Annotated in this window: 9 protein-coding genes; 6 read left to right on the top strand and 3 right to left on the bottom strand. The window is 72.8% G+C overall.

Annotated features, from left to right (window positions below):
• Positions 1-13 precede the first annotated feature (13 nt).
• Both ACFWHU_RS17900 and ACFWHU_RS17895 read right to left on the bottom strand, forming a co-directional pair.
• Complete coding sequence (locus ACFWHU_RS17900; protein WP_387225508.1) at positions 14-931, bottom strand: hypothetical protein; 918 nt, start codon at positions 929-931, stop codon at positions 14-16.
• 16 nt (positions 932-947) lie between these two features.
• Positions 948-1,415, bottom strand: coding sequence for a hypothetical protein (locus tag ACFWHU_RS17895; RefSeq protein WP_387225507.1), 468 nt, complete (start codon positions 1,413-1,415; stop codon positions 948-950).
• Between the two features lie 101 nt (positions 1,416-1,516).
• Between ACFWHU_RS17895 and ACFWHU_RS17890 the strand changes: the two genes are divergently transcribed.
• The gene (locus ACFWHU_RS17890; protein ID WP_387225506.1) at positions 1,517-5,395 is read left to right on the top strand and encodes a CHAT domain-containing protein; all 3,879 of its coding nucleotides are present in this window, start codon (positions 1,517-1,519) and stop codon (positions 5,393-5,395) included.
• Positions 5,396-5,411: 16 nt separating this feature from the next.
• Here ACFWHU_RS17890 and ACFWHU_RS17885 read toward each other — a convergent pair whose 3' ends face one another.
• Entirely contained in the window at positions 5,412-6,629 is a 1,218-nt protein-coding gene (locus tag ACFWHU_RS17885; protein WP_385797935.1) for a pyridoxal phosphate-dependent aminotransferase, read from the bottom strand.
• 817 nt (positions 6,630-7,446) lie between these two features.
• Between ACFWHU_RS17885 and ACFWHU_RS17880 the strand changes: the two genes are divergently transcribed.
• The 5 genes from ACFWHU_RS17880 to pyrE all read left to right on the top strand — a co-directional run bounded on the left by ACFWHU_RS17880 (position 7,447) and on the right by pyrE (position 12,481).
• On the top strand, positions 7,447-7,965 hold the full coding sequence (locus tag ACFWHU_RS17880) for a DUF2617 family protein (RefSeq protein WP_385797933.1): 519 nt from the start codon (positions 7,447-7,449) through the stop codon (positions 7,963-7,965).
• 95 nt (positions 7,966-8,060) lie between these two features.
• The gene (locus tag ACFWHU_RS17875) at positions 8,061-9,695 is read left to right on the top strand and encodes a polyamine aminopropyltransferase (RefSeq protein ID WP_385797931.1); all 1,635 of its coding nucleotides are present in this window, start codon (positions 8,061-8,063) and stop codon (positions 9,693-9,695) included.
• An 81-nt stretch (positions 9,696-9,776) separates the two neighbouring features.
• Positions 9,777-10,994, top strand: coding sequence for an SRPBCC domain-containing protein (locus tag ACFWHU_RS17870; protein ID WP_387225505.1), 1,218 nt, complete (start codon positions 9,777-9,779; stop codon positions 10,992-10,994).
• Positions 10,995-11,029: 35 nt separating this feature from the next.
• Positions 11,030-11,848 (top strand): aldose 1-epimerase, encoded by an 819-nt coding sequence (locus ACFWHU_RS17865; protein ID WP_385797927.1) that lies wholly within the window; start codon positions 11,030-11,032, stop codon positions 11,846-11,848.
• Positions 11,849-11,935: 87 nt separating this feature from the next.
• Positions 11,936-12,481, top strand: a complete 546-nt coding sequence (pyrE, locus tag ACFWHU_RS17860) for an orotate phosphoribosyltransferase (protein ID WP_387225504.1) — start codon at positions 11,936-11,938, stop codon at positions 12,479-12,481.
• The last annotated feature ends 28 nt before the right edge of the window (positions 12,482-12,509 follow it).

The raw sequence follows: 12,509 nt of genomic DNA, 5'->3' as shown, positions 1-12,509 counted from the left end.
CCCCGGCCAGTGCTCAGGTCTCGAACGGGTCGTCGTCGGTGTCGAACAGGCCCGCCTTGCGGAACATCTCCGAGAGCCGGTCGCCGGTGTCCATCGACAGTGGGCCCGCGCCGTCCGCCTGTTCCAGCCCCACCAGCACCGCCAGGTCCCGGCCGTGTACGTCCACCGCCGACTCCACCAGCGATGCCAGCGCCTCCATCGACTCGTGCGCCCTGGACCGGGCCACCAGTGCGCAGCCGGCCGCGATCAGGGCGGCGGGCCACCACCACGCGGCGAGGGCGAGATAGGCGAGCGACCAGGCGCCGAGGCGTGCCGATGCCGTGAAGGACGTGCGGGCGGCCTCGATCTGGCGTTGGGCCGGTTCGGGGAGGATCAGCCACAGGCGGGGCCAGACGGCGTCGAGGTCGAGGCCGTACACCGCCTCGACCCGTTCGCCGGCCGCCTGGAGCCGGTCGCCGTACCAGGTGGGGCGGCTCGGGGGAACCAGGCCGATACGGGCGCGGGCCAGGTCCAGTCGGCGGATTTCCGCGGCCGGGGTCGCCGGGTCGCGGATCGCGGCGTTCCGTTCCCGGGTGAGGCGTTCCCAGGCCCTGAGGCGGTCGCGTCGGCGGCGGTTGTCGAAGGCGGAACGGCTCTCACGTAGCCAGAAGCTCTCGACGGCGGATCCGAGGAACTGCGCGGCCAGCGACAGTGCGGTGGTGATCAGCAGGACGGCGGCGACCGCCACCGCCGCTGTTCCTGCGCGGTCCAGGACCGGCCGCGCCGTCAGGTCGTCCAGGGCTTCGCCCAGCCGGTGGACGTCGTACCAGTGGGCATGCCCGAGGATCGTGCCGGAGGCGAGTACGCCCAGGAAGAGCGCGCCGGGCAGTACGAGGAGGTTGAGCCAGCGCTCGGTGAGTTTGGTGCCGAGCGTGACCAGGAGTTGATTCACCGGCGCGGTCGCGCGTTCACGTGGTCGAGTCCGGGCGCAGGCGCACCTTGCGCATCTGCGCGCCGTTGAGCGCGCACGGGGGCGCCGGCCGCAGGTCCCTGGTCGGTTCACGGCGCGTGCAGGGCTCCGTACCGGGACAGACCGCGACCTTGATCGTCGTCCGGAGACCGGGGAGCCTGGACCCGGGGGGCGGCTCGCCGAGGATTCCCCGGACGTAGCCGAGCAGTCCCCGTGAGTCCCCCGACCTCCGCAGCGCGTCGTCCAACGCCTCGAAGGCGTCATCGAGTCGGCCGGAGCCGGAGCCGGAGCCCGTGCTCATGCTCGTCGCGACAAGTGCCCTGGCCCGCTCGACGGCCCGAGCGACCCCGTCGTCCGTGCGTCGCGGCGCGTGCGGGTCCGTGAGCAGCACGCACAGCGCCGCGATGCGATCGGCGCGAAGACGCTCCCCGTGCGCCGGGTCCGGGTCCGGAATCGGTGCCGTCATGGCGGCAAGTCTGCCTCGATCACGCACGCTTGGCATCCGATTGAACACAATGGGTCAGTGGGACGGATGAGCGGTGGGTGTGAGCGGGGAGGGCGTCAAGGGTGAGTACGCGTCGGGAGCGTCTGCTGACCGCGATTGTCGAACGGCTGACTCGGGCCGATCAACAGGGCGACGACGCACTTCTGTTCGGCCCGGAGGCCGACGCCGAACTGGGCGCGCTCCTGCGCGGCTGCGACCTCCGTACCGACATGCAGGCCCGGTACGCGGCCGGTTGGCTGTACTGGTACCGCTGCGCGGCGCTCGGCGAGGGGCACGGCGCGGAGGAGGGCAGCTGTGCGGGGATGCTGCTGTATCCCGTCTGGGTGCACGACCGGGACGCCGTACCAACGGAGTTGGCGGGATCCTGGGCCGCACAGCCCCCGGAACTCTGGCCCGACCCCACCGCGGCGGACGGACCGGAGGAGTGGAGCATGGTGTGCCTGGCCGCCACGGCGACCGGTCAGGGCCGTCAACTGCCCGGACAGCCACCCGAGATGGCGAAGGCCCTCGAAGCGGCGGGCGCCACCGACATCGTGCGCGCGCAGGCGATCGGCGCGGGACGGCTCTCCGTGCTCGCCACCGAGGACGACGACCCGCAACGCGCCTTCCGGGTCGCCGGGCTGGCCGATGCGCTGGCTGCGGCGGCACACGCCTGGGACGACGACGGGCTGCGGCAGGAGTCGGTGCTCCTCGCCGACGAGGCGTTACGGCTCCAGCGCCGCGCCGTGCGGAGCACTCCGGCCGATGACCCTGCCCGGCTGCCACGGCTGAGCAATCACGGGCTGTTGCTGGTCCGGCGATACGAACGCACGTTCGACCCCGAGGACTTGGCGGAGGCGGTCGGGATCGCCCGAGACGTCCTGGCCCAGACGGATGACGGTGACTCCGATGTGCCCCGGTACCGAAGCATCCTGGCACGGGCGTTGAGCCTGTGGCTCGCCCGGTCGGGCGGTGCGGACGAGGAGTTCGATGAGGTCGTCGACCTGTACCGGCGAGCCGCGCCCGGCGATCCGAACGGGCCGAGTGCGGGTCTGAGCAATCTCGGTGGCGCCCTCCTGAACCGGTACGAGGTGACGGGCGCGGTGCGCGACCTCGAGGAGGCGATCGCCGTGCTGACCCGGGCGCTCCGGGAGTCGGGGGCCGAGCCGGAGGACCGGTCACGGGCGGCCGGACAACTGGCACTCGCCCTGCGTGCGCGCCACGCGCTCCTCGGAGACGTACGGGACCTGAAGGAGGCACAGCGTCTCACCGGGGAAGCGCCGCGCGACGCCTCCGAGACGCCCGGCCGCGCGCTCCAGCGGCTGGTCAACTCCGCGCTGGAGCTGCGTGGGCGGTACGAGCGCGGCCTGGGCGACCCGGAAGACCTCCGTACCGCGGCGGCGACGCTGCGCCAGGCGCTCGCGATGCTCCCCGCCGGTCACGACTCCCGGCCGAGCGTGCTGAACAACCTCGGCAGCGTCCTCAACTCGCTCAACCAACAGTCCGCCGCCGTCGAGGTGTTGACCGAGGCGGTCGACGCGCTGCGCGAGTCCGTGCGCGAGACTCCCGACGGTCACCACCAGCTCGGCGCACGGATGCTCAATCTCAGTGCCGCACTGATGCTCCGTCACGACCGGTTGCAGGACTCGGAGGACCTCACGGAGTCGCTGGACTGTCGTCGGCGCGCGATGGCACTGCCCGGCACCTCCCCCGTGCGCCGCGCCGCGATCCTGTCGGCGACGGGTGCGGCGTTGATGCGTGCCGCCGAACGTACGCGTGACCCGGCCACCGCCGATCAGGCGGTGGAGCACCTCAGGGCGGCCCTGGAGCTGACCGGCGCGACCGATCCGCTGCTGCCGAGACGGCGGTTGGGGCTGTCGATCACCCTCCTGGCGCGCCTCGGGATCACCGGCCGCCGGCGCGATCTGCGGGAGGCGCGGGAGGTTGTGGACGCGTTGCTCGCCGCACTGCCCGCGGGGTCGCCGATGCGGGGCAATGTGCTGGTGGTGGCCGCCGGTGTCCGGCGGATCGCGCTGGAGAACGGGCGGATGTCGTCGTCCGGGCACGAGCGGGTGGTCGCCCTGCTGCGGGAGGCGGCGGACGTGACACCGCCCGGCCATCCGAACCTCACGCCCCGGCTGGCCCAGCTCGGTGCGGTCCTGGCCGAACGGTACGAACGTACGCACGAGATGGGCGATCTCCGGGAGGCCGTCGGGGCTTTCCGCGAGGCCGCACTCGAACCGCAGTGCCCGCCGTCCGAACGGCTCGACGCGGCCTGGATGTGGGCCCGTGGCGGGTTGGACCTCGGACGGCCCGATCTGGCGCTGAAGGGCTACGTCGTCACCGTCGACCTGATGCCGGCCGTCTCGCCGCGCCATCTGCTCCGCGACGACCAGGAGTTACGGCTCGGCGCGACCGCGGGACTGGGCGCGGAGGCCGCGGCCTGCGCGATCCGGTGCGATGAACCGGGGCTCGCGGTAAGGCTGTTGGAGCAGGCGCGCGGAGTGCTGCTGGCACAGGCCTTCGACGCGAACAGTGACTTGACAGAGCTGGCGCGCAAGGCACCTGAGCTGGCACGGGAGTTGGTCAGGCTGAGGGAGGGGCTCGACGCGTCGACGGGCGCGGTGGAACCGCTGGAGCCACTGGAGGAAGGCGAAGACCCCGCCGGTGACCCCGCCGGCCCTGCCGATCCCGCCGACCCCGCCAGTGACCGACGGCAGCGGCTGACGGCCCAGTGGGACGAGCTGACCGCGCGCATCCGCTCCGAGCACCCGGAGTTGCGGCTCTTCCGGTCCGTACGCGACTGGGACGACGCCGACCTGGTCTCGACGGCCGCCGAGGGCCCCGTCGTGCTCGTGCATGTGCCGCCCGCGGACAGTGCCCTCGGCCCCGAGGCCCCGGCCGGTGGCGCACTCCTGGTGACCGGGAGTTCCGTCGAGGCCGTACCGCTGCCCCTGCTCAACGCGTCGGCGGTGACCGCGCGTACGGAACGTTTCCACGACGCGCTCGCCCGGCTGAACGCGACCGGCACCAGCCGCGAGGAGGCACTGCGGGCCCAGGGCGAGGTGCGGGCCACGCTGGACTGGCTCTGGTCGGCCGTCACCGGCCCCGTGCTCGACCGTCTCGGCCTCGGCGTCCCACCGAAGGGGGAGGAGCTGCCGCGGATCTGGTGGTCGCCGGGCGGGCTGCTCGGCACGCTGCCCCTGCACGCCGCGGCGCCGGACGGCACCGGGCCCGGCGCACTCGACCGGGTGGTGTCCTCGTACGCCCCCACGCTCCGTACGCTCCACCACGCCCGCACCCGCGTCCCCTCCGGCGCGGGAGTAGGCGACCCTGGGGCACGCGGTCCCGGGCCGGACGGCTCCCTGCTGATCGTCGCGGTCCCGGAGGCGGAGGGGTTCCCCGTGCTGCACGGTGCGCGCGAGGAGGCGCGGTGGCTGGCGCGGCGGCTGCCCTACGCCACGGTCCTCGCCGACGGCGCGGCGACCCGCGCGGCGGTCGACGCCCGGCTGCGCGACGTCGCGTACGCGCACTTCGCCTGCCACGCCGTCAGCGATCCGCTGCGCCCCTCGAACGGCCGGCTGATGCTGCACGGCCCGGCGGAAGCGTCGCCGACGGTCCGCGATCTCGCTCGGCTGCGCCTTCCGGGCGCTCGCCTGGCCTACCTGTCCGCGTGCGACACGATGCGTATCAGCGCCGAACTCGCCGACGAGTCCGTGCACATCGCGAGCGCCTTCCAGATGGCGGGCTTCCCGCATGTCGTCGGCTCGCTCTGGCAGGTGGACGACACCGTCGGGGCGAGGGTCGCCCGCAGGCTGTACGAGCAGCTGGCCCCCGACGAGGAGGGCCCGCTGTCCGTCGACGGCGCGGCGCGCGCCCTGCACCGCGCGGTGTGCGAGGTACGCGCGGACTACCCCCGCACCCCGAGCCTCTGGGCCTGCCAGGTCCACACGGGGCCGTGACGGTGGCCCGGTCGCTTCACCCCGCCAGCGTCTTCAGGCGCCCGGCCGCGTCCGCCAGTACCTCCGTGCGCTTGCAGAACGCGAACCGTACGAAAGGCGCGCCCTGCTCCCGGTGGTCGTAGAACACCGCGTTCGGTACGGCCACCACCCCGCAGCGCTCCGGCAGCGCGCGGCAGAAGGCGAAGCCGTCGCTCTCGCCGAGCGGGCGGATGTCGGTGGTGACGAAGTACGTGCCCGCCGGCCGGTAGACCTCGAAACCGGCCGCGACGAGCCCCGCCGACAGCAGGTCGCGCTTGGCACGCAGATCGTCGCGCAGCTCGTCGAAGTAGCTGTCCGGCAGCCGCAGCGCCTCGGCGACGGCGTACTGGAACGGGCCCGCCGAGACGTACGTCAGGAACTGCTTCGCGGCCCGGACCGTGGTCACCAGCTCCGGCGCGGCCGTCACCCAGCCCACCTTCCAGCCGGTGAACGAGAACGTTTTCCCGCTCGATGAGATGGTGACGGTGCGCTCGCGCATCCCCGGGAAGGTCGCGATGGGCAGGTGTTCGCCGTCGAAGACCAGGTGTTCGTACACCTCGTCGGTGACGACCAGCAGATCGCGCTCGACGGCGAGCGCGGCCACGGCCGCCAGCTCCTCGCGCGTGAGGACCGTGCCGGTGGGGTTGTGCGGGGTGTTGAGGAGGATCAGCCGGGTGCGTGGGGTGACGGCGTCGCGCAGCTCGTCCAGGTCCAGGTGGTACGCGCCGTCGCGGGGCCGCAGCGTGACGGGGACGCGGGTGCCGCCCGCCAGGGCGATGGAGGCGGCGTACGAGTCGTAGTACGGCTCCAGGGCGATCACCTCGTCGCCGGGCTCGACCAGGGCGAGCAGGGACGCTGCGATCGCCTCGGTGGCGCCCGCCGTGACCAGGACCTCGGTGTCGGGGTCGTACGCCAGGCCGTACCGCTTCAGCTGGTGGTCGGCGATCGCGCTGCGCAGCTCGGGGACGCCGGGGCCCGGTGGGTACTGGTTGCCGCGGCCGTCGCGCAGGGCCCGTACCGCCGCCTCCCTGACCTCCTCGGGGCCGTCGGTGTCGGGAAAGCCCTGGCCCAGGTTGATCGCGCCGGTGCGGACGGCCAGCGCCGACATCTCGGCGAAGATCGTCGTCCCGAACTCCGCGAGGCGTCGGTTGAGCAGGGGGCGGCGGCGCGCCGGGTCGTCGCTCGCGGCGGGCGTCGGGGGATTCGTGGCGGTCATGGCGGCCATCCTGCGCCGAAGCTCTGGAGTTGCTCAAGTCTGCTTTGGGCTCGCGGGGCGGGGGGCATCCCCCAGTCACAAAAGAAGACGGCACGAAAGCCGATCACTGGCGAAGCCGGTCCCGCTACGACGCGGGGGCCTCGCTTCGGGGGAACAGAAAGACGGTGAAGGACGATGAACGTTGTGGCGTTGGCCCTCGGCCTGCTCGCACTGTTGGTTGTCGGGTTCTTGATCATGATGGGCGGCTTCTCGAAGCGCCGGCGCGTACGGAACAACCGCGGGGTCCGCCTCTCGCGCAGCCGTTCGGGCTCAGGCTCCGGCGACAGCGGTGGCGGTGGCGGGGGCGGTAGCTGGTGGTCCTCGGGAGACGGCGGTGGCTCGTCGTCCTGCGGCGGAGGTTCGTCCTCCTGCGGCGGAGGCGGCGGGGGGTGCGGCGGCGGAGGCAGCTGACACGGGGCAGCTGGTCCGTGGTCATTGACGATGCCCGGTGGAACGAACTTCCGCCGGGCATCGTCATGTTGGTCCGCCGAGAGGTCCGCGAGGTCCCGTGCGATGCCGCGCGACGCCGTCCCGCGAGGGCGTTCGGAGCCCGAAATCGTTGAACAGTTGAACTGTGGTGCCCCCCAGGGGATGGAAACCACGCCAAGTTGGGTAAAAACGCTGTGAGCGCCCCTTACTTCGTGATTCTCTCGCTGTTGAGATTTTCCAGCCCCGGACCTTGGGCCTCGAGCCTCGGACCTTCGCGCGGAGCCGAGCAGACGATCTCCTACATCCGTCAGTTCTCAGTTCTCAGTTCTCGTGTTTGCGGAGCCGACCCATGCTCAGAACTCTCAACACCGCCTACACCGACACCCGTTCGGCCGACTTGGCCTGGGCGCTGGGACGCGAGCCGCTGCCCGCTCTCGCCGTCCTCGATCTCGAACTCAGCGGCGCCAAGGTCCAGATGAGGCTTCTTGGCGCCTCCCATCAGGTACTTCTCGAACAGGAGCAGGGCAGTTGCTCCGAAACGGTGGCCTGTATCCCCGGCAGCAGTACGCCGTTGCCGCTCGGCGTCGCGGAGCGCGTGGGGGAGTGGCACTACGAATTCGCCGCGCGCGTCGAGACGTTGTCGCAGGGCTCCTTCGCGGGGCGCGCACAGGAACTGCTCGCACTGGTCGCCGACCATCCGAACGGGCTCGCGGGTACGTTCCCGGGGGACCCGCACGCGTTCACGGCGATGCTCGTGCAGCGGCACGAGGGCCAAGTGTCCTGGCGCACCTGGCACGCGTATCCCCAGGAGGGGACGCTGGTGGTGACCCGGACGCGAGTGGGGGTGCGAGTGCCGGTCTCCCTGTAGCGGGGCTGGGCAGGGGCGCGGGGAGTGGATACGAACACCGTTACCACCCTTGTGGGTGACAGGCCGCACGGACGTCGTGACGTAGCGTTACTGGAATGATCGACCAGTCTGTGGTCGCGCCGCCGGACAGCGTGGCACGGCTGCCCGTCCGACCGAGCGCGGGTCGCTTCCTGATCCTCGCCGTGGTCTTCGTGTGCGCCGCGTGCGGACTGGTCTACGAGTTGGAGCTGGTCGCCCTCGCGTCGTATCTGATCGGGGACTCCGTCACGCAGGCATCGGTCGTCCTGTCCCTGATGGTCTTCGCGATGGGCCTCGGCTCGCTGCTCGCGAAGCGGCTGCGCTGCCGGGCGGCCGTCGGATTCGGTCTGGTCGAGGCGGCGCTCGCGCTGCTCGGGGGCCTCTCGGCGCTGGTGCTGTACGCGACGTTCGCCTGGATGGGTGAGTCGCGGTACGCGCTGATCGGCTTCTCACTCGCCATCGGGGTCCTCATCGGCGCGGAGATCCCCCTGCTGATGACGCTCATCCAGCGCGTCTCCCGGCAGGACGCGGGCGGGACCGTCGCCGACCTCTTCGCGGCGGACTACGTGGGCGCGCTGGTGGGCGGGCTGGCCTTTCCGTTCCTGCTGCTGCCGTGGTTCGGGCAGCTCACGGGCGCGCTCCTGACCGGCGCGGTCAACGTGGTGGCGGGCGGGGCGCTCGTGCTCTGGGTCTTCGGACGCGATCTGACGGGCCGTGAGCGGGGACTGCTGCTGCTCGTGAACGTCCTGGTGCTGGCGGTCCTGGCCACCGCCGCCGTCCTGGTGGACGACTTCGAGAGGGCCGCGCGGCGCGCGGTGTACGGGGACGGGGTGCGGGTCGCCGTCCAGACCGACGTCCAGGAGGTCGTCCTCACGGGCGGGGCCGAGGGGCCGCTGAATCTGTATCTGGACGGGCGGCTGCGGGTCAGCGAGCGCGACGAGTACCGGTACCACGAGGCGCTGGTGCATCCCGCGATGCGCGGTCCGCACGGGCGGGTGCTGATCCTGGGCGGCGGGGACGGGCTCGCGGCGCGCGAGGTCCTGCGCTATCCGGACGTCCGTTCGGTCACGCTGGTCGAGCTGGACCCCGGTGTCGCGCGCCTGGCCCGTACGGACCCGGCGCTGGCCGCGCTGAACGAGCACGTGTACGACGACCCGCGATTCCGGGTGGAGTACGCGGACGCGTTCACATGGCTGAGGGGGCGGGGGTCGGCGGCGGGGTCGGGAGCGTACGACGTGGTCATCTCGGACCTGCCCAACCCCGGCATCACCCCGAGCACCAAGCTCTACTCGGAGGAGTTCTACGGGCTCGCCTCGCGGGTCCTCGCCGAGGACGGGCGGCTCGCCGTGCACGCGGGGCCGCCGGCCGTCCGGCCGCGTACGTACTGGACGGTCGACGCGACGCTGCGGGCGGCCGGTTTCGGTACGAGTCCTTACACCGCGACGGGGCAGGCGGCCGGGTTCGGGGCGGGGCCCGACCGGTCCCACGACGGGAAGAACGCGGGCGGGGGCGGGGATGAGGGTGCGCGGACGGACTGGGGCTTCGTCCTCGCGGCCGTCGGCCGGCCACCGGCGGTGGGGCTCGCCCCGGACGTGCCCCGGTTGCGCTCGCTGGCCGCGCCGGTGCTCGAAGCGGGCATCGTCAGGGCGGAACGCACCAGGTTGCGCGACCTGCCACCGTCGACTCTGGTGCATCCGAGGTACGCGGGCTGATGGGAGTGGGTTCGTGGTCGGAGGTGGCCGATGTGTGCGGAGAGGCGCCTGATGCGGCGGGGCTGAGTAGGCTCGGATCCCATGGAGCATGAGGTGTTCATTCCGGTTCCGGCTGAGACCCTCCGCGAGGCGCTGCGGGACCACGCCCGCGTCGCGCGCTGCGTCCCCGGACTCCAACAGGACGCGGACGAATCGGCGCGCCCCCTCTCGGGCCGCCTGAAGGTCCGCGTCGGCGGCCACACGATCACGTACCGCGGCGCGCTGACGCTCACGGAACGGGCGGGGGCCTTCACGGCGAAGGGTGAGGGCGCGGAGGTCCGTGGTACGGGCTCCGCCAAGCTGAACGTCCGCATCCGGCTGCGGGAGACGGCCGGGGGCACGACGGTGGCCTTCACGGCGACGTCGACGTCGGAGGGCCGCCTGTCGGAGATGGCCCCCGCGACGTCCGAGGCGACGGCCCGCAGACTGCTGGACCGCTTCACGACGGCGCTGGGCGCCTCCGGCGGGGTGGGCGAGGACGGGTCTGCCGCGGGTGCGGCCGATGCGGGCGGGGCTGCTGCCGATGCCGCAGGTGCGGGCGGGCTTGCTGTCGGTGCGGCTGACGAGGCCGGCTCGGAGCGAGATGTGACGGCTTCGGGAGCCACGTCCGGCGCGGAGCCGGGCGCCGCCGGGGCGGCGGATTCCGAGAGTCCCGGTGTCGATGCCGGTGCGGGCGGGGCTGCCGCTGACGAGGCCGGCTCGGACCGGGACGCGGCCAAGCCCGATGCGGCAGCCGGCGCTGCCGCCGGGCAGGACGGGGACGTAACGGCTTCGGGTGCCGCCGAGTCTGGCGACAACGGCCCGGACGACGACGACTCCGTCGCGCAGACCCCGGACGACTCCGACTCCGACGCCGACGCCGACGCCGACGCCGACGGAGGCGAGTCGGACGCCGACGACGAGGACAGCGACATCGCGGCCTCGGGCGAGGACCCCGACGTTCCCGATCCCGGTGACTTCGACGCTCCCGTGCCGCCCTCCGCGCTCGACGCGTCCGTCGAGTTCGGGGTCACCGCCTCCGGGGAAGGCGACTTCCTCGTGCCGCTCGATCCGCCCGCCGAGGCCGCCCACGCGCGGCGGACCATGATCGGGCGCAGTGCCGAGGAGGTCGACCACGCGCCGCCGCGCGGGCGTTACGCGCCCGAGCGGGCCCCCGACGCCGGGGGCGCCGGTGCCGCGCTGCGGTGGGTGGCGCCGGCCGCCGCGCTCGCCATCGCCGGGGCCGTCGTCGTCGGGCGCGCGCTGCGGCGCAGGCGTTGAGCCGTACGCCTGGCCCCGCCGGTTAGGGTCATGGCGTGAGTACGGACACGGACCAGAAGCGCGAGATCCGACTGGCGGCCGGCGACGCCGAGTTGACCATCCATCCGACGAACGGCTGCCGCGTGGCGAGCCTGCGCGTCGGCGGCACCGAACTGCTGCGCCAGGGCGACCGCTACGGCTGCTTCCCGATGGTGCCCTGGGCCGGGCGGGTCGGCCGGGGACGGTTCCGCAACGGCGGCGAGACCCACCAACTGCCGCTCAACTCCCCGCCGCACGCCATCCACGGCACTGGACGCGACACCTCCTGGCGCACGGCGCGCAAGAGCGGGAGCGAGGCGGCGTTCACGTACGAGCTGGCGGACCCGTGGCCGTACACCGGCCGGGTCACACAGCTCTTCGAACTCACCGAGGACTCGCTCACGCTGACGCTCGGCGTCGAGACGTACGACGACTCCTTTCCCGCGCAGGCGGGCTGGCACCCGTGGTTCCTGCGCCATCTCGACGGCGCCACGGCCGACGACGACGCCGTACGTCTCGACTTCTCCCCCGCCTGGCAGGAGGAGCGCGGCGAGGACCATCTGCCCACCGGCCGCCGGGTCGAGCCGGGTCCCGGTCCCTGGGACGACTGCTTCGGGATGCCCGACGGTGTCGAGGCGACGCTGACCTGGCCGGGGCGGCTCGAACTGAAGGTGACCAGCACCGCCGAGTGGGCGGTCGTCTACGACGAGCAGGCCGAGGCGGTCTGCGTGGAGCCGCAGACCGGCCCGCCGAACGGGCTCAACACGGCGCCGCGCCTGGTCACCCCCATCGACCCGCTGGAGATCAGGGCGACCTGGAGCTGGCGCCGGCTCTGACAGGGCCCGTCGGCTCCGACAGTGCCCTCCGGCACTTGGCCTCCGGCTCCGGCAAGGCCCTCCGGGCCAGGTCGTAAGCTCAGGGCCATGACTGACGTACGCGCTGAGCTGCTCCAGCAGATCAAGGACAAGGCCGTCGTGCACGGCAAAGTGACCCTCTCGTCCGGCATCGAGGCCGACTGGTACATCGATCTGCGCCGCATCACGCTGGACGGCCGGGCGGCGCCGCTGGTCGGTCGGGTCATGCTCGACACCGCCGCGACCGCCGGTCTCGACTACGACTGCGTCGGCGGGCTGACGCTCGGCGCGGACCCCGTCGCGACATCGATGCTGCACGCGTCCGCGGCGCGCGGTGAGCGACTGGACGCGTTCGTCGTACGCAAGCAGGGCAAGGCCCACGGCATGCAGCGGCGCATCGAGGGCACGGACGTGAAGGGCCGCCGCTGTCTGGTCGTGGAGGACGTGTCGACGACCGGCGGGTCCCCGCTGACCGCGGTCGAGGCCGTACGTGAGGCGGGCGGCGAGGTCGTCGCCGTGGCCGTGATCGTCGACCGCGGGGCCGCCGTGGCCGTCGAGGCCGCGGGCCTGCGTTACGTCAGCGCGTACACCCTGGACGACCTCGGCCTGGCCTGAGCCTCACCGTAGGCACGAGAGTCTGGAA

The sequence above is a fragment of the Streptomyces sp. NPDC060366 genome (genome assembly GCF_042725135.1).
In the GTDB taxonomy this organism is placed as follows: domain Bacteria; phylum Actinomycetota; class Actinomycetes; order Streptomycetales; family Streptomycetaceae; genus Streptomyces.
This window is presented reverse-complemented; position numbering and strand designations above follow the sequence as displayed.